The sequence below is a fragment of the Ruminococcus difficilis genome (assembly GCF_016680995.1).
The window spans coordinates 64737-82842 of the sequence record NZ_JAEQMG010000040.1 but is presented as its reverse complement, the minus strand read 5'-3'; the positions used below and the strand labels follow the sequence as shown (position 1 = coordinate 82842).

Here is an 18106-nt window from a genome sequence, read left to right as displayed (position 1 = left end):
GTAAAAATATAATAAAAACTCCCAAGGCAACACTTAAGCTGCTTTGGGAGGAAGGATTACCATATAATAATATAAGTAGTAATTGTATGTATTATTTCTACAGATACGGGAAGTTTACCATGGTCCGCGCTTATCAAACATCCCTTATTATGAAGCATGTTGACCCTGTTTAAACAAGTCAACAAATAGCTTCCTTGTTTTCGTACATATTACAATACACAACAAACATAATCCAAATGTTAGAATAAAGGCTGACATCCAATGTATCTGTATTTTTCTAATAACCGGTATGTAGTAATATAGCTCGGTTGCAATATCCCGGCAAAGATAATTGAATCCAATGATGTATATAGTGTTTCGACCTAACCATATGAAGAATCTGTTATTATGAATAAAAGTCAACTTACTAATAATCGTTATTGTTCCTACCGAAACCAGTACAGAAACAATGATAAAAACTAAATAGTTTCCATATTCATTTTCATTCATGCCGACTTCGTTCTTGGTAAGAAACTCTATAAGCAATCCGGCAACAAGAGCAAATAGTGAAGCTATAACAAACCATGGACTTTGAAACAAATTCCTATCTGCCAATCTTCTTAAACAATATCCTACATACAAAAAGACGATAGCAACTAAAAATGTAGGGAATTTAAAAGGAAAACTAGTACGATCTACGCAATATGGCAAGACAAAATAATTAGATATCAAACAGATAACTATCGGAATCCAATTAAACCTGAAATCCAGCTTTAGTATCCACCAAAAGGCAATAATAGCAATAAATAGACAAAACAAAAACCAGATTGGGGAACAATTCGGCATATTATCAGTGTTGCTGTAGCAGAGTATTATTCCTTTAATCTTCGTGACGAAGTATTCGCCGTCAACTCCTTGTTTGCTTAGAACGATTCTTCTGAAGACCTCTATACATAAATTAATGATATAAAACACATAATATGGAATTAAGTAGTTTTTCGCTTGATTTAATGCAAAGCGCTTAAATCCTATACTGTGATTCTTTTTCCTTATTATAGACAAACCCTGATAAGATAAAGAACAAAGGCATGTGAAAGGAATAGATTATTATGTATAAGGTTTCGGAAATAGAATATGTATGTCCTAATACAACCAGTATGATTCCTAATGCTTTACATATATCAACGTAGTTCAGTCTCTGTCTGTCAAGCATTTTCATCCTTTCTCCTTGCTATGTCAAGTGTTTTATCCGTATGAAAATCTTTCTCCATAATAGTGTTAACAGATATGCGCAGCTGCCAATTGCTGTACCAAGAGTATTGCATATCACATCATCGGTTTCGGTCATGCCAAGGTGAACGAAATACTGGATGGCTTCAATAGTAACAGATAACAACAGACCCGTCAATACCGTAAAGAGGATTCGTTTTCCTGTAGTGCCGCTGTATACAAACGGCAGGGATAATCCCAATGGAACAAACAAAAACACATTCATCAGCATGGATCGGTAAAACTCCGGCTGAATCTTCGCGCGTTCAAAGGTCGAGAAGGGAATCAGATAAACATCTTTGCTGCTCCCACCGCGAGACAAAACGGTAGCATACAGGATCGCTCCCAGCGCTATTACAGCCAATATCGCACCGATGATCCGCATATATTTGTAAAATGCCGCACCGATAACCGACCATACTAATATCAAAACCGGTATGGCAATGAGGATAGTTGAAATATTCGCTACATAGATTCTGACGAGAAAGCTATCCATTGGCAACCTCCAAAAAATTTCGCAAGTATTATATCATACACGGAAGAATTTGTCACGATAACAATAACGTCGCACAAAGATACTTGTGCGACGTTATATAGACTAAAATCTATTATTTCTCCTGTTTTTCTTTCATATACTTCTTTGCGTCCTTGAAGAAACTCCATATCATCAATATCATAATGATTCCGATCGGGAATGCGCTGATAATACTGATACTCTGGATATTGTTCATTGAACTTTCAGAGAATACAAGCGCGATAGGAAGAACGATCAACAGTACACACCATAACAAGGTAATCATGATATTCGGCTTTTCATCTTCGCCGAGTTTCTTATAACTATAGCAAGCCGCTGTATATGCAATTGAATCGAAGCTCGTTGCATAGAATAGGATCATACAAATCATTGTGATGATCAGAATAAAGGTTCCGGCAGGCATTGATTTGATGATATTGATAATCAAGGCATACAGGTCTCCGCTTTCATTATACTGTGCAATGAAATCCTGTGTACCTACGGTTTGGACGCCTAAACCGTAGTTGCCGAGAATAACGAACGAGCTGATCGTGGAGCCGACGCCGAAAACAAATCCGCCAAGAATTGTTTGTTTGATTGTTCTGCCACGGCTGATGTTTCCGATAAAGAATGGTGCTGCAATACACCATACCATCCAATATGCCCAGTAGTAGATCGTCCAATCCTGTGGGAAATTGTTTGTTCTTGTCGGATCCGCATACGTGCTGAGTCCAACAAAATTCTGAACCATTTTGCCCAATGACTGAATACCGTTTTCAATAATAAAACGACCTTGTCCGCCGATCAGCAGAACGACAATTTGCAACCCGAAAAAGATGTAAATACAGAGTTTAGCTAAGAAAGAAATGCCCTTAAACCCATGTAAAACTGCATATGTATATACTGCACAGGTGATCAACAGAATAATGATCGTGACCGTTGTACGGCTTAAGGTTATTCCAAACAGCGATACCATGATTTCTGCCATAAGAGGAGTTGCAACCGAGAAAGTGGTAGCTGTTCCTGCAAGAAGTGCGAAAAGAGCAAACAAGTCAATGATACGTCCGAGTAAACCATGAGCGTTTTTCTCGCCTATTACCGGCAGGCAGGCTTCAGAGTATCTCTGACGATTTCTTTTGCGACAATGCACCATAAATCCAAAGGCAACCGCTAATACAAGGTAGAATGCCCAGGGAATAAAGCTCCAATGGAACAGCGGGAAAACTCCTGCCCATTCTGTGATGCTTCCGCCCATTTCGGCAATATGCGGATTCGACGCATACATCGTCCATTCGGCAAATGAATAGAACAGTATGTCGGCAGCGAGTCCGCAAGTAAACATCATCGAACCCCACGTAAAGAAGTTATACTTGGGTTTCTCGTTTGGACCGCCTAAAACGATATTGCCATACTTTGAAAAGGATAGGAAGAGAGCAACAAGCAAAACTCCCAATCCGATAATCAAATAATAACTACCGAGTGTATCTCCGAAGAAGAATCTTACTTTACTGATAACTTCGTTTGAACCTTCAGGAAAGATAAAAAGCAGTAACGCTACTCCTACGATCAAGATAAACGGAACCAGCGTAATCAGCCAGTCTATTCTTCCCTTTTCCTTTGTTTTGTTATTCATTGGTCTTACCCTCCGTTTTATTATTCGTTTTTATATAATAACGATAGTTTTGATCAATTGCAGCCAATTCTTCCAAACTATCGATTTCAATAATGTCGGATTTTCGCATGGCCCGTATGCCTAAAGTGTATTCATCGAAATAGCAGAACATCGGAACATCATCCCAATAGATCTGCGTGTTCCCGTGTTCAAATTCATATTCGATCTGTTTTCTCAGTCTAATTCCGTCAGCGGCAGTCCAACGAGAAACAGAGAATAATTGCCATCCGCTTGATCCACCTGTTCGGGAACAAGACTTAACTATCTCGTTTTCAACTTTCATTAACCATTCATCAGTATGGTCTTCACACCAAACGGCATTATAACCCGAATGCGTGAAAGAAGGAGATAGGATATCGGAGTTATAGATGATTTGATCTCCGTCCATAATGATACAGTCTTCAAGATAATCTCTTGCAACATAAAGTGACGAGATATTGTTGCAGGTATTATAATAAGGATTCTCAATGATAGTTATACCTTTATATTTTTTCGACCATTCATAGAACTGTTCTTTCAAATGTCCGACGACAACATAAATCTCTGATATTCCATTGTCATGTAACCCTTTGATTACAGTATCAATCATCGGCACTCCGTTCACTTTGATCAAAGGCTTCGGTGTTGTCAGCGTTAACGGATTCATCCTTTTTCCAACGCCCGCCGCCATAATAATAGCGCGTTTAACCTTATACGTTTCTGACATTATTACATGACCTCCTCATCGGAGCACTGATTGATCAGTTCTTTCGCATATTTGTAATAGTCCTTTGCGTAACGATATTGGCGAAGCGAATACTCACCGAACTCGACACCGAGATTGCGTTTGTATTCGCACCAGTTTGACCATAACAATCCGCAAATAGCTACATAAGCATATATTTTTGCTCTGGTTTCAATATCGCATTTCCCTTCAAAATAGATATCAATCAAAGAATCAGTCTGTTCTTTATCGTACAATGAGTAAATCGCAAACATTGCGATATCAACATGGGGATCCTGCATTGCGGCATATTCCCAATCGATCAAATGGATATCGTTACCGGTAAATATAAAGTTATCCGGAACTGCGTCAATGTGAGTAAGGCAATGCTCCTTACTTAGATTTTCGATAAAATCTTTTAGTTCAAAAACATGATTTTTGACAGTTGTGTAATCAAGATAGGCAGATTGATCACCACGTAATCCCTCATAGTATTCGATCTGACCAAACAAATCAAACTCATGTTTAACAGTCAGTTTTAACTGATGAAAAGCTTTTAGAAATTCCATACATGCCTTAATGTCCGTTTCATTATAAGCATCACAGTTTCTAGAGCCTTCAATAAATTTAGTGATCTTATAGCCATTTTCGGGATTCATGTATATGACTTCATCACAAATCCCTTTGTCCTTGATTTGCTGATAAACATCGTATTCTTCACGTCGGTTGATCAGTTTATCAGTTCCTTCACCGGGAATACGAAAGATATATTTATGTCCAGCGCAATTAAAAAGAAATGACCGATTCGTCATACCGGCTTTTAACGACTCAATGTTATAGATTTCACTTTTCTCAGCATGAAGAGATTCACAGATAATATTGATGTATTCAGATTCCAGACTACTCGATTCCATGTCGCAATGGATCAAATCGTCATAGGTATTGATTTCATAGACTGCTTTATCCGGTACTATTTTTGCATCAAGAATCAACTTTTTACCAGATAACGTAGCTTTTTCCCAAAAAGCATTTTGATAAACATCTGATTTTTTGAGTGTTATCATGTTTTCTTTGATAATTTCAGCTTTATCTTCAGTGATATATGCAATTCCAATTTCTCGATTTCCGTTTTCATCATCGGCAATCTTAATCAATTCATTGCTTCGATTAGCTTTAATGTGACTCTTCGGAACATTATTGTCGGTTACCATATACCAAGGATATAACTCTATTTTGCTGAACGGATTATTTTCGCACCAAATATCACAGGGAACAATATAACTGTTTTTTATTTTTTTTATAGCTAAACATAACGAGTGCAGATTGTTCATAGAATGATAATCTTTGTTGACAATCAATTGAACATTGTACTTATCTATTAAGTATTCAAACTGTTCTTTTTTATAGCCGACAACAATTGAAATATCATAAACATCTGCGTCATGTAATTGTTCAATAAGTCGTTCAATTAGGGGAGCTCCCTTAACTTCTAACAATGCTTTTGGAATGTCTCGACATAACGGAATCATTCTCAAACCATATCCTGCAGCAAGAATGACAGCCGATCTTGGTTTTGTTGCTGATACCAGTTCTTCGGCTTTTTTTGTTAGTCTCAAATGGTTATCCAGATACCAATTGCTTTTTAGGATAGCAATGGATTTGTTGATGCGACCTAATGAATACCCAGTAATACGAGATAGCTCGCGTTGATTACCTGTTTTGTAGAGTATAATTTGTTTCAATATCTCAAAATCAGAAGCGTTCACGAAATCACCTTTATTTCAAACTCGTGAACAATTATACTTCTTTATGTTATTTTTGTCAATACGTTTATTCCTAATACTATTTTATGTTTCTTAAACAAAAGCTTGGTTCCCTGTGTATATCAAAAATTGGTCAATAGGATCATCTCCGCAAAATAATATCAACAAATTATAAAAATAGTCTTGATTTTTCTCTTTTAGCGTGTTACAATATTATCTGTAATCAATCACAAGAGAGGTGAGTTATATTGATAGAAAAATTTGACATCGCGGGCTACTGCCGAATCTCGGACGACGAGGATCTGAATTGTGATAACACTTCTATTGAGAATCAGAAGGCGATTATCGAGGCGTTTGTGAAGGAAAAGTTTCCGGGCAGCACACTGACTCTCTTTGAGGATCGCGATCGCTCGGGTTACACCTTTGAGCAGCGCGAGGGCTATCAGCAAATGCGAAAGTTGCTCTTTAGCCATAAACTCGATATTCTGATCGTTAAGGACCTGTCGCGATTCTCCCGCCGCAACAGCCGTGGGTTGATGGAGTTGGAAGACTTGCGTGATAACGGCATCCGTATCATCTCCATCGGCGATAACATCGACTACCCAAACAATGACGACTGGACGAAGATTCAAATACTCTTTTTTCTCAACGAGATCCCGGTTACCGACACATCGAAGAAGGTAAAAGCTGTTGTAAAACGTAAGCAAAAGGACGGTAAGTGGATCTGCGCCGCGCCTTATGGATACATTATCAACGATCATCAGAAATATGAAATAGTGCCGACGGAAGCCGAGATCGTTCGCACCATCTTCAAGCTGTATCAGGACGGCTGGGGTTACAAGAAGATTGCCAACTACCTGACCGATGAAGGCATCCCCACTCCGCGTATGTCGGAGCGCCAGCGTAAAGAGGCAGAAGGCAAGGAATACAAGCGCGAGGTCAAGGCGTCATGGGCGATCGCTACTGTTGAAGGAATTCTGAAAAACGATTTCTATATCGGTACGATGCGCTCGAGCAAATATACACGCAAAAAAATCAACGGAAAAGATGTCAAATGCGACGTGAGCGATCATATCGTCATCGAACGTCATCATCAGGAAATCATCAGCTACCGCGAATTTGCTAACGTCAAGGAGCTGCTCGAAAGCCGCTCTAAGAATAATTATCGCGGTCAAAAGAAATACGATAATGTTTACTCGGGATTTCTGGAATGCGGCGACTGCGGCAGTCCGATGTTTGCGTTGAGCCGTCCGGATCTGAGAGACGCGTACCACTGCGGAACGTATCATCGACGTGGTCTGAAAGGCTGTACCAGCCATCACATCCGCGTGCAAAAGCTCGATGAGATCCTGAAACTGTACATCAAAATGGTCAGGGACAATTCATCCGAGATGATCGAACAGCTCAACGCCGATCTACGCAAAGAGCAAACCGATATCGATGAAACCAACCGCGCAGAGGTCAACCTGGAGGAAGTCCTCGCCGATTTACAGGAAGAAATGAAAGTCGCCAAGCGTCAGCGTGTCCGCGATATCATGAAGCATCCCGAGCGGGAAGAAATACTGGAAGAAACCTATGACGAAGTTGAGGATGAGCTTGCAAAACAGATCGCCGGTATCCAAAACCAGATCGATCTGACTATCAATCGCAGAAATACGATCATTCGCGTCAACCGTGTCGCGAAGCTCGCGTTAGAGGTCTTTGACGATATCTTGAAAAAAGAGAAACTTGACCGTAACGATCTGCAACTGATCATCGACAAGATCATCGTGTACGAGGATCATGTGGAAGTCAAACTCAAGGCGGATATCGACAGTCTGCTGAAATGCGGCACTCTTCCCGAGGATTATGAGGACGCCGCAAATTTTAAGCAAGGCATCATAAATAGCTTATCGACCACGATCGTTCAGCCTCATAGATATGGAGCGGACAAGGTTTATGATGTCAATGTTATCAGTGACGGTGACCCGCTGGAGATTTACACTGCTACGGATGGCGAGGTCATCTTTAAGAAATATTCACCGGTGGGCGAGCTGTCGGAGTTTGCGGCGCAGTATGCGGATGTGCTGTCGCGCATCAGCGCGATGCCGACGCTCATCTGTGACCGTGACCATGTGATCGCCGCGGCAGGCGTGAGCAAGCGGGAGTTTTTGGAGCGGCGGATCACACCGATCCTCGAGAATTATATGGAGAATCGCCGCAGTTACAGCGCGCACTCGAACTCGGTGGACGAGGTGCAGACGGTGGAGGGCGTGGAGCACGCCGCCGCGGTCATCTACCCCATCATCGCCGCGGGCGACGTCACCGGCGCGGTCGTGATGCTCAAGGGAGATCGCGTGCAGATCCCCACCGACACGGAGCTCAAGCTCGCGCAATCCGCCGCCGCGTTCCTCGGCAAGCAAATGGAAGAATAACGCGCGTTACACTTCACCCCTCTATCTGACAATATCATTAAATTAAAAAGGCTCCTTTTGGTAAAAGGAGCTGTCGCCCGTTGGCGACTGATGAGGAGTTGTCCAAATCTTTTGATTTGGTATACAACTCCCATGCAACAGCGCTCCAAGAGCAGATTTATCTGTGATTGGCTTAGCGCCACTGCGGAATTGTATTAATTGATCGAGCGTCAGCGAGATACTATTTCTTAACTTAATGACATTGTCTGACATAGAGGGGTGACTTTTTGTCGATTTTATGGTATGATTGTCCTATCAACCTGACAGGAGAACGCTATGATATACATCGGATGTCACCTGAGTGTGACCAACGGCTATGAGGCGATGGGCAGGACCATGTGCGAGTTCGGCGGCAACACCTTTTCCTATTTCACCCGCAATCCGCGCGGCGGCAGATCGAAGGATATCATCCCGGAGGACGCGTCGGCGCTGAACAACCTGCTCGCGGAACAGCATTTCGGCAAGCTCGTCGCTCACGGCAGCTACACGATGAACCTGTGCGCCGCGAAGGAATCCACCCGCCTCAACGGGCTGGATATGCTCGAACAGGATATCCAAAGGATGGAATTCTTTCCGCATCAATACTACAATTTTCACCCCGGCGCGCACACGGGTCAGGGCGCTGAGAAAGGGATCGAGCTGATCGCACAGGCGCTCAACAGCGTCCTCTTCCCCGAAATGCGCACGACCGTCCTGCTCGAAACGATGGCGGGCAAGGGTACGGAGATGGGCAGGAGCTTTGAGGAACTCAAAGCGATCATCGACCGCGTGGAGCTGAAGGATAAGGTCGGCGTATGCTTCGACACCTGCCATGTCTGGGACGCGGGGTATGACATCGCGAATGATCTCGACGGCGTACTGCATCACTTCGATGATGTGATCGGTTTAGACAGACTGCGCGCAGTCCACTTCAACGACAGTAAGAATCCCTGCGGCTCGCATAAGGATCGGCATGAAAAGCTCGGTCAGGGCTGTATCGGCATGGAGGCGATGAAGCGGATCGCCCTTCACCCGGCTCTGCAAAACAAGCCGTTCATCCTCGAAACGCCCAACGATGACGCCGGCTACATAGCGGAGATCGGGATGGTGAAAGGATGGTAATGAATATGTTGTCCATCATCCGGTTTAAGTTCCCTATTTTTTCTCGGTATAGTATAATATGACGTAATAATGTCCTACTTATCAAGTAGTTGTAGTTCCCTAATTTTTCTTAGTATGGTATAATAGAAACACGCCGAAGGCGCCGTCTACTCATGTTGTAGTTCCCTAATTTTTCTTGGTATGGTATAATTAATAATCGGGTTTCCTTATACTTTCGGGAGTTGTAGTTCCCTAATTTTTTTGGTATGGTATAATAAATAAGCCCGCGCCCGTTAAGGTAAAGAAGTTGTAGTTCCCTATTTTTTCTTGGTATGGTATAATTTATACTCTTTCAGTATGGTAACTAAGTTGTAGTTCCCTAATTTTTCTTGGTATGGTATAATTCGCAGGCTTTACCGCGAAGCGAGATATATCGTTGTAGTTCCCTAATTTTTCTTGGTATGGTATAATGACCGTCAAATTGATGTATCAGCTTGTTAAGTTGTAGTTCCCTAATTTTTCTTGGTATGATATCATAACCGTATCCGGTTATGATACAAATTTATATGCCCGCCCGGTTTGTCGCTTTGCGACAATGGGCGATGGCTGAGCATCCCATGCACTCCGAAGGAGCGCATGGGATGATGGGGGACGCAAAAATCCCGATAAACAGTACGTTTATCGGGATTTTTGTCGTACAAATATTCAGACAAATCACATATCAAATTTTATGATTTTCAAAAAATAGATAATTGTTCAAAGACGTCATGCTCCTCTTCGGTCACACGATTTCCGATGATCAGCTGCTCGTTTTTTACACTCAGCTTCACCGGATTCGCAAGGAAAATAACGCAATAGCCCATCTCATTTGAACCTCATTCTCTTTTCTTTTCCGATTTTTGATATGTTACCGAGAACATCGACCTGATACTTTTCCATCAGCGGAAGTCGCTTGACGCCTAAACCACGGATCACATAAGTGTTGTCATGATTGATGATACCAATAGCGCCTGTAGAAATATTGGTTCCGCGATAGTAGAACAGCCCTTCCTGCATCACTCTTTCATCGGGAAGCGTGCTGTCCTTCCGCGAAAGAGAGAACTTCATTTCCTTACTGAATCTGATCCTCACCAAATCATTGGGATACAGCGAAAAGACAAAGTCGTCCTCATTCATCTCTTTCCATTCATCATGCGGTTTGTATGCAACGATTGCCCTGTTCGGCAGTATCCTGCCGACCGTATCCGCCACATAGATCGGCACCAGATAGTAGCCCTCTCCCTCTACATAGAACACATCTACGCGCACCATCGAGCCGTTATCCGCTACGGCGGTATTCCGCTGTACCGGTACGGTAATGGTCGCCTTATCGATGAGCTTGACCTTTTTGACTACAGGTCCGGGCGTACCGTCGCTCTTGGGCTTGTGGAACGGCGCTTCAAACGCTTTCTTCGCGTCGCCGCCGAAAGCGACCAAACGCTCCTTCAGCGCGTCATACAGCAGGGTATCGCTGCCGGGGTTGAAGTAGTTTTCGATCTCACCGTTTTTGAGCTTGAGCGTGTTGAGCGGCGCCTTGGATATCGTGTACTTTTGACCATCCTGCTTATAGGGCTTACGGATGGTTTCTTTATGCGCGGAGCCTTTTGCTTTATGCTTCGGCATACGCGACACGAATATCGGAGCGACCTGTTCATCCGTCGCGTAGTTCGGCAGGGGCTTTTCATGAAGGACGCGCGAGGGATCGTCGGAACAGCGCATCAACAGCTCGTCCCTGAACCATTGATACGGCGTCGGAAAGCGGTCGATCACCTCACCGGTGCGTTTATCAACGTCAAAGTAGGCGCCGGTGTCGGGGTTCTGATACTTGGTTTCTTTATACTTTGCGTACTGAGATATCCTTTGTGTCATTCCGCTCGTCACGCACGCGATCACGACAGCGTCCACCGCGTGATGGATGTCGCCGTTTTCGCGGATCTTTTGGATGCCCCAGCGCTTGCGCATATATGCGGTGGCAGAACCCTTGACAGCTTGGATGGCGTTTTTGCGACCGGTGCTGTTGGGAGAAAGCGCCAAATACTTTTTGAGATATTTCAGCATGAATGAGGATAGATACTGGGTGTCCTGCAAATTGCGCTTTTTGAAGCCGGACAGATCATCCTCGGTCAGCGTTTCTTTCAAGAGATTCTGCTTCTTTCTGTAGCGCAGGTGGGAGTTTTCTACCCAAACGCGGAAATCGTCGCGTCGTTTGCCCTCGAGGTACTGCATCGGAATACGGTTGCTCTTTTGGCGGTTCTCAGACGACATGACCAGCACCTTGTTGTTATAGGTATCGTCAAAGCAGAGGGAATACGGGATGATGTGGTCGATATCGGTATATCCCGGCTCAAACAGCCGCTCGATCCGAATGGGCTTGAGCGAATAGGGACATTTGCCGTCCTGCTCCTCCCAGAGCTTGAGCTTGACCAGATCCTGCCCTGTGGGACTGAGCAGACCGAATTCGTTTTTCAGTCGCTCCATGATCCTGTCGTTGTTCGCCTGATTCTCCTTTTGGCTCTTTTCGATTTTGTTTCTGTCCGCTTTGTTCTTGCTCAGTTCACGCGCCAGCTCGATGTTGACAAAGCAGGGGCTCTCTCCCCTCTCGCGGATCAGGGCGTTGACGACCTTGATCGTCTGGGAGATTGCACGGCGCACGACAGGATTCTTGATATCCTCCAGTTCGGGCGCTTCTTTTTCGTGCGCGGGCAGATACATTCGCTTTTCCGTATCATCCGCCTTAAAATTGTATCCCGCGGCAGTACAAGCGTCATGATAAAGCATCCCCTGCTCCAGATAAGGGATGATCTTGTTAAGGGCTTTTTCGGAAAGATTGCCCCACTTTGTAAAGGTCGGAAGCGTCAGCGCGATTTCTGTTTCCGCCTTGTCAAAGCCGTTTTCCGATAAGTAATCGACGATCGAGCTGTCGTTACGATAAGCTGTCAGCGCATAGGCAAGGCGGTTTTTCTTTTCAGTCTGCCAGTTGACATAGGCGTTTCCGTAGGCTTTCTTGAACGTATGAAACGCCGTCAGATAAGTGAACTTCGTCTTTTTCTCGATTTCATCCGCCGTTTTATCCGACTGACTGTAAGAGATGTTGAAGCGCTCGCTGTCCGTCATGTGAAGCGCTTTGCGGATCGATGTATAGTTGATCGCGTTCTTGGAAAATGCCAGTTGGATCACGGTCTGACGCTCAGCGTCATTCAAGGCGCGTTTTTCACCGTCACATACGATCTTGATGCTGTTCACCTTTGACAGCAAGTTAAAATATTCAAAGGAATAAGACGCTTTTGCGGCGCGTTTTTCGTTCGGCTCCAAGGTGCATTTGCCGATCATCTTTTCGATCTGGTTCCCTGCGTAGGGGCTTTTACCGCCGGGGCCTTCGTCAAACGAACGCTGAGAGAGATAGATCGCGAGGTAATCTTCCATGAGTTTATCCGTAGCATGGGGATTGCCCAACTCCTGCTGTGCGCGAAAGATCGCCCTGATCTCATCCTCGTATTCGGAGCGTGCAAAGGTGTTGGAATAATCATCCGCCTTGTTACGCTTATACGCCGAGAATTTTTCATCCCGATACAGCATCTCACCGACAGTGCGATAACCCTTCTCGAGCATCAGCTGATGATTGGCGCTGACCGCGTTGAGCAGCTTGCCCGCCTCGGACTTTTTCTCCTGCGCGTCGACCTTACGATTGGATTTGAAACCCCTGCGCTGCGATAAATGGATCAATAATCGGACGAATTCTTCTGTGCTCAAACGTCTGTCCAGCGCTTCAGTTCGAACCTGATAGATATCAGACAACTGATTTTTCGCGTCATAAATGTTGTCGATCTGCTCCGCAGTCATGACGCCGTTATTCACGATCAACGATCTGATCCGCTCTTTTCTATGGCGCTTTCTGCGAAGTCTGCGGCGCATGGAGCGGTTCTCTCGGCGAGGCGCCGCAAGTGATGAACCGTCCTTGGGGTGTTCTGCTGCTTCAAAGATACGGGAACCCATCCGCAGGATCCTGCATGGTTCATCTTGTTCATCCAGCATCATTGTCGAAAAGCCAACCGACGTGATACCCATGTCCAGACCGATGATATACTTCATGACGTCCTCCTGTAACAGATAAAGATAATGCCTCATCCGTCGATGAGGCATCAGAGCTTTGCGGTATACTACCTTATCATAGTAACCTAATTGTTCTTGGTATGATACAATTTAATTCTATTATAACCGATTGTCGTGGATTGTCAATGATTCTTTCACTTTTTTCAATGATTTTTGACTGACTTCTATCGCCGCCTGCCAGATGATTCACAGATCACTTATGCGTTTGTTCGGATGTTGATCAGGTGGGCGATGGAGGGGATGCTTTGCTTTTGCATGACGGTGGTGGGGCTGAGTAATGCGCCTGTCGGGACGAAGAGGATATTGCGGAAGGTACCGTCGCGCATTTTGTCGAGGATATAGCCGCACAGCACCGAGGCACAGCATCCGCAGCCCGATCCGCCGGCGTGGACGTCCTGATCCTCGTCAAAGATCATCACGCCGCAGTCGCTGTGGTGCTCGCCGAGCTCGACGCCTTTTTCGCTGAGCAGATCACGCAGTAATCGCGAGCCAACGCGCCCGAGGTCGCCGGTGAAGATCATGTCATAATCCTGCACCTCGCTCTCGGAGGCGCTGAGATAGCGGTAAATGGTGTCCGCCGCGGCAGGCGCCATGGCGGCGCCCATGTTGTTCTGGTCGGTGATTCGGAAGTCGATGATCCGTCCGAGACGGGCGGAGTGAAGATAGATCGGGTGCGGCCGCTTATCCCTCTTCGGGAAAGCAGAATCGTCCGAATCAAGGCGCTCCAATGTCGTTTGGTGAGCCGCTGTTTTTGTGTTCGGGGTAATTCTGCTTCTTTCCTCTAAAACACAGGCGCCCGAGCCGGTGACCGTCCACTGGGCTGTCGGCGGGCGCTGGGAGCCGTATTCGAGCGGGAAACGGTACTGGCGCTCTGCCGTGCAATAGTGAGAGGACGCCGCGCAGACGGCTCGCCTTGCCGCGCCGCTTTCGATCGCCGTTGCCGACAGGATCATCGACAGCGCCATCGTGGAGCACGCGCCGTATACGCCCGCGTAAGGGATCGCGTAGGATCGCATCGCAAAGCTGCTCGCGACACACTGGTTGAGCAGATCGCCGCAGCAGGCGAGGTCAATATCCTCCTGCGTGTAATCGCCCTTGTTCAGCGCGATTCGAACGGCAGTGGTCATCAGCTCGCTTTCCGCCTGCTCGAACGTATCCTTGCCGGCGTAGCTGTCGCGGATGATTCGGTCAAACCAATCACGCAAGGGTCCCTCACCCTCTTTTTTTCCGACCGCCGAGGCGTAGCTTGCGATACGCGGCGCATGGTCAAAAATGAGATTTCCGTCGATATTTTTCATGGTAATACTCCTTTAGTCACAGATACCTTAATAGTATTGACATTTCGGCGGATATCATGCTGAAAAAACAAAGCTCCCGATTTCCAAGAAATCGAGAGCATTCGAATATGCTGTATTCATTTTTCAAACAAATGCAGGCTGTTGTAGACCTTTTTTCTTTGTGCCGCCTCCCGGAGCATTTGTCTTGTACCGGACGCTTTGCGCTTGCCGGATAAGAGAAGTCCGATGTACTTTCCACCCTCGGCAATATAGCCGATCGGCATCAGGAATTTGTGCTTTTCGATCGTTCGAAAATCCGCGCAGACCTTTTTGTTCATCGTTTTGAAACCTTGCTTGATGATGCCGTCGGAGCTGACGGTATACTCGCCTCGGTCGGAGATGTACTTGATCTCACGGTAGCGGTTCATATCCTTTGTTCCGAAGTTCCCGCCGCTGAGAATATCGTTCATCAGACTTTCGAGCTGTTCGGCGGTGATCAGCCTGCGTTCGAGCGCCTCAATTGCCCAGACGCGTTTTGGCGCTCCGAAATAGTTGACCCCGAGAAGCGTCAGCGCCTGCGCGAATTTCCAGAGCCCGAAGTTTTTGAGCTTCTTTTCAAATAGTCCGCGGAACTCTGCGTCACTCAACGAGGATGCAAATACCGACCAATCACACAGATGGCGCAATCCGACGCCCTCGCTCGTCATATGCGAAGCGGTGTGCAGCAGCATGATCAAACCGTGATGAAAGCGGTCGGGCATACGGCAGAGGATCCCTTCGCAGGTTGTTTCCTCAGCTGTTTCAATCGTCCGATCCAGCTCCGCTTGAATCGCTTTGCCGACCTCACCCGAAGGCACGCCGTTAACGCTTCGGTGCATTTCCCAGATGCTCATAGGAGGGCGGGTATAGGCAACATGGATGCCGTCATCCTCGTCGCCGTGATCGACCGCAAAGCCTGCCTGTTCCAAGACGTTTCCCGCTCTTGACATATCGGACGGATCCACCAAAAAATCCACATCGCCCATATTGCGCAGGGAGGGTTCGGGATAATACCGCGCGGAAGCCAATCCCTTGATTACGACATATGGTATCTGCCCGCCTGTCATCAGCTCATGCAGTTCTCCGTGCTCGTCAAAATTACGGGTGCAGGCTATCGCGTGCATCAGATTCATTTCGCTGTATTGATCATATTTTTCAGCACTAAGCTCATTTTTGATCTGTTTATCAAGAGCGTTGAAGAGAAGAGAGTAAACCGCCTGCGCTTTGCCTTCTTTGAGCAGCGGTTCGATATATCGCGCGTCGACCGCGGGCAAATCCCTGCCGAATAAGGCGGCTCCGATCACTTGTAATAAAAGTCGCTGGACTTTGTTCATCAGGCTTTTCTCCTTCCTCTGTGTTTTGAAAACAACTTGCGCCATAACAGAGTCAATAAATACGCACAACTTCCGAGCGCCGTACCCACTGTGTTGCAGATAACATCATCCGCCTCCGCCATACCCAAGGTGAAGAAATACTGTAGGGCTTCTATCGCAACGGAAAACATAAAACCGATCGCGATCGTCAGCAGGATCCTTTTGGCGGTACTACCCTTGATGACGAAGGGTAAGGCTAATCCGAGCGGCTCAAACAAGAATATATTCATCAGCATGGAGCGATACATCTCAGGCTGTTCGATCGCCCTCTGAAAGGATGAAAAAGGGATAAAACCATGCCCGGCGGATGATTCACCGCGCGAAATGACGGTCATGTATAGAATAACGACAAGTGTTATGATTAATACTATCGTTCCGATCAGACGCATTCTTTTATAAAACAGCGCACCGAAAACCGACCATGCGATCAGCAGGATCAGCATGGCTGTCATAATAGCAGATAGATCGGAAACATATACTTGGTGGAAAAAGGAATGTATCATACACGGTCTTTCATTTAACGGTTCAGCCCGAGTCGTTCTAATAGATCATACTTTTCCGTTCCCGACGACATTCCCTTTGCGATGTTTTCACCGCGGAAAAGCGCGGCGGTTCCGCGAGTAATATAGCGATAGATCTGATACATCCACGCAAAATGCCGCAGGAAGGGATGGTTTTGGCTGTTCTTCCAGTTCTCTTCGCCTCTTGTTTGCAAAAAGCGAAACAGTCCCATTCGGCGGGCGCTGATGGTGATATACTCCGAGGGCTGAATCTCCTCCGTCAGTTTACTGCCGAAATTTCCGTAATTCAGTACGGCTTCGAGCAATTCCCGCGTTGTCGCTTCATCGGCGGAATCACACCATGTGATAAGATCGGGCAGCCCGAAATACTGCTTGCACATGCTTGTCATGGTGACGGCAAGGGTCTCCAGACCTGCTTGTCGCGCAAGCTCCGAAAAACTGCTTTTCCAGTTTTCGTCACTCAGATGCGCATGGACAAACATCATCCAGTCGATGATCTGACGGATGCCCAACCCGCCCTGTAAATGGTGACGCACATGATCGAGCAGGATCAGCCCGTTGACCATCTCGGGCAAAACAGGAAATTGATGATGGAACAGTTCGCGGGTGCCGATAGCGGGAAAGCTCTTGAGGATCAGGGGATCGATATCCCATTTCTCGTCGCTGTAACGATGGTGAAGCTCCAACACAACACCGCGCTTTGTGTAGCTGTAATCCCGATCGGTACCATGATCGGAATGAAATTCATATTCGTTTTCTTCCATGAGCGCACGCGCTTGTTCAAAGTACTCAGGCGGCACCAAAAAATCAACGTCGCCCATTGAGCGCCTCAACGGAGCGGGATAGTACATGGCGGCGGCAAAGCCTTTGAGGATAACCAGAGGAATATCGGCTGCCTGACAAAGCTGAATGAGCTTTGTCTGCTCATTGAGAAGATTTAAAAAGATCGCTGTATTCTGTGCGACCGGAACCTGCCATTTTCCCGACTCCTGCGAGGGGACGTGAGGCGCCGCCAGCGCGACGACCGTCTGATCCTTCGCCTCCTGCAGTACGGCGTCCCAGTCAACTCCCTCGGGAAATGACGGTTCGGTATCAAAGAGCGACGCCTTGAGCAGTTCAAGGAGCGCTTGTTGATTGATATTGATCATGTGCGACCTCCTTCAACAAACTCGATAACAGGATTATAGTATCACACCGAACCCTAAAATGCAAGTAGTGACGCCCGATGATGGCGTACGATACTGTTAAGTGCATCTGTTCTGTCCACGGTATTCATGCCGACTGAACGCAAAAACTCCCCCGCCGGGTGACGGG

At 46.1% G+C, this 18106-nt stretch carries 14 protein-coding genes; 2 read left to right on the top strand and 12 right to left on the bottom strand.

Features of this window, described 5'->3' with window-relative positions:
* Positions 1–147 precede the first annotated feature (147 nt).
* The 6 genes from JKK62_RS17930 to JKK62_RS02820 all read right to left on the bottom strand — a co-directional run bounded on the left by JKK62_RS17930 (position 148) and on the right by JKK62_RS02820 (position 5903).
* Positions 148–1041 carry an acyltransferase family protein gene (locus tag JKK62_RS17930; protein WP_366502903.1) on the bottom strand — a complete coding sequence of 298 codons (894 nt, stop codon included), beginning with the start codon at positions 1039–1041 and terminating at the stop codon, positions 148–150.
* On the bottom strand, positions 1001–1192 hold the full coding sequence (locus JKK62_RS02840) for an acyltransferase family protein (protein ID WP_243411741.1): 192 nt from the start codon (positions 1190–1192) through the stop codon (positions 1001–1003). Before JKK62_RS02840 ends, JKK62_RS17930 begins: the two co-directional genes overlap by 41 nt.
* 18 nt (positions 1193–1210) lie before the next feature.
* Positions 1211–1744, bottom strand: coding sequence for a VanZ family protein (locus tag JKK62_RS02835; protein WP_201426895.1), 534 nt, complete (start codon positions 1742–1744; stop codon positions 1211–1213).
* A gap of 112 nt (positions 1745–1856) precedes the next feature.
* A complete protein-coding gene (locus tag JKK62_RS02830) occupies positions 1857–3395 on the bottom strand; it encodes a BCCT family transporter (protein WP_201426894.1) in 1539 nt (512 codons plus the stop codon).
* Positions 3388–4140 (bottom strand): NTP transferase domain-containing protein, encoded by a 753-nt coding sequence (locus JKK62_RS02825; protein ID WP_201426893.1) that lies wholly within the window; start codon positions 4138–4140, stop codon positions 3388–3390. Before JKK62_RS02825 ends, JKK62_RS02830 begins: the two co-directional genes overlap by 8 nt.
* Before the next feature lie 2 nt (positions 4141–4142).
* Entirely contained in the window at positions 4143–5903 is a 1761-nt protein-coding gene (locus JKK62_RS02820; protein WP_201426892.1) for a phosphotransferase, read from the bottom strand.
* Positions 5904–6148: 245 nt separating this feature from the next.
* Between JKK62_RS02820 and JKK62_RS02815 the strand changes: the two genes are divergently transcribed.
* Both JKK62_RS02815 and JKK62_RS02810 read left to right on the top strand, forming a co-directional pair.
* Positions 6149–8314 (top strand): stage V sporulation T C-terminal domain-containing protein, encoded by a 2166-nt coding sequence (locus JKK62_RS02815; protein WP_201426891.1) that lies wholly within the window; start codon positions 6149–6151, stop codon positions 8312–8314.
* Between the two features lie 315 nt (positions 8315–8629).
* Positions 8630–9454, top strand: a complete 825-nt coding sequence (locus JKK62_RS02810) for a deoxyribonuclease IV (protein WP_201426890.1) — start codon at positions 8630–8632, stop codon at positions 9452–9454.
* A gap of 716 nt (positions 9455–10170) precedes the next feature.
* Here the strand turns inward: JKK62_RS02810 and JKK62_RS17725 are convergent.
* The 6 genes from JKK62_RS17725 to JKK62_RS02785 form a co-directional block, all read right to left on the bottom strand.
* Positions 10171–10296 carry a hypothetical protein gene (locus JKK62_RS17725; RefSeq protein WP_279380593.1) on the bottom strand — a complete coding sequence of 42 codons (126 nt, stop codon included), beginning with the start codon at positions 10294–10296 and terminating at the stop codon, positions 10171–10173.
* Position 10297: 1 nt separating this feature from the next.
* Positions 10298–13561 carry a type II CRISPR RNA-guided endonuclease Cas9 gene (gene cas9, locus JKK62_RS02805; protein ID WP_201426889.1) on the bottom strand — a complete coding sequence of 1088 codons (3264 nt, stop codon included), beginning with the start codon at positions 13559–13561 and terminating at the stop codon, positions 10298–10300.
* A gap of 218 nt (positions 13562–13779) precedes the next feature.
* A complete protein-coding gene (locus tag JKK62_RS02800) occupies positions 13780–14880 on the bottom strand; it encodes a stage V sporulation protein AD (RefSeq protein ID WP_201426888.1) in 1101 nt (366 codons plus the stop codon).
* Between the two features lie 116 nt (positions 14881–14996).
* Positions 14997–16232, bottom strand: a complete 1236-nt coding sequence (locus tag JKK62_RS02795) for a nucleotidyltransferase family protein (protein ID WP_201426887.1) — start codon at positions 16230–16232, stop codon at positions 14997–14999.
* Positions 16232–16774 carry a VanZ family protein gene (locus tag JKK62_RS02790; protein ID WP_201426886.1) on the bottom strand — a complete coding sequence of 181 codons (543 nt, stop codon included), beginning with the start codon at positions 16772–16774 and terminating at the stop codon, positions 16232–16234. Before JKK62_RS02790 ends, JKK62_RS02795 begins: the two co-directional genes overlap by 1 nt.
* 14 nt (positions 16775–16788) lie before the next feature.
* On the bottom strand, positions 16789–17940 hold the full coding sequence (locus JKK62_RS02785; protein WP_201426885.1) for a nucleotidyltransferase domain-containing protein: 1152 nt from the start codon (positions 17938–17940) through the stop codon (positions 16789–16791).
* Between the last annotated feature and the right edge of the window lie 166 nt (positions 17941–18106).

Coding starts and splice junctions, on each gene's coding strand:
- JKK62_RS17725 (WP_279380593.1), bottom strand. CDS start 10,296: ATGGGCTATTGCGTTATTTTCCTTGCGAATCCGGTGAAGCTGAGTGTA.
- JKK62_RS02790 (WP_201426886.1), bottom strand. CDS start 16,774: ATGATACATTCCTTTTTCCACCAAGTATATGTTTCCGATCTATCTGCT.
- JKK62_RS02830 (WP_201426894.1), bottom strand. CDS start 3,395: ATGAATAACAAAACAAAGGAAAAGGGAAGAATAGACTGGCTGATTACG.
- JKK62_RS02810 (WP_201426890.1), top strand. CDS start 8,630: ATGATATACATCGGATGTCACCTGAGTGTGACCAACGGCTATGAGGCG.
- JKK62_RS02835 (WP_201426895.1), bottom strand. CDS start 1,744: ATGGATAGCTTTCTCGTCAGAATCTATGTAGCGAATATTTCAACTATC.
- JKK62_RS02825 (WP_201426893.1), bottom strand. CDS start 4,140: ATGTCAGAAACGTATAAGGTTAAACGCGCTATTATTATGGCGGCGGGC.
- JKK62_RS02800 (WP_201426888.1), bottom strand. CDS start 14,880: ATGAAAAATATCGACGGAAATCTCATTTTTGACCATGCGCCGCGTATC.
- JKK62_RS02795 (WP_201426887.1), bottom strand. CDS start 16,232: ATGAACAAAGTCCAGCGACTTTTATTACAAGTGATCGGAGCCGCCTTA.
- JKK62_RS02785 (WP_201426885.1), bottom strand. CDS start 17,940: ATGATCAATATCAATCAACAAGCGCTCCTTGAACTGCTCAAGGCGTCG.
- cas9 (WP_201426889.1), bottom strand. CDS start 13,561: ATGAAGTATATCATCGGTCTGGACATGGGTATCACGTCGGTTGGCTTT.
- JKK62_RS02840 (WP_243411741.1), bottom strand. CDS start 1,192: ATGCTTGACAGACAGAGACTGAACTACGTTGATATATGTAAAGCATTA.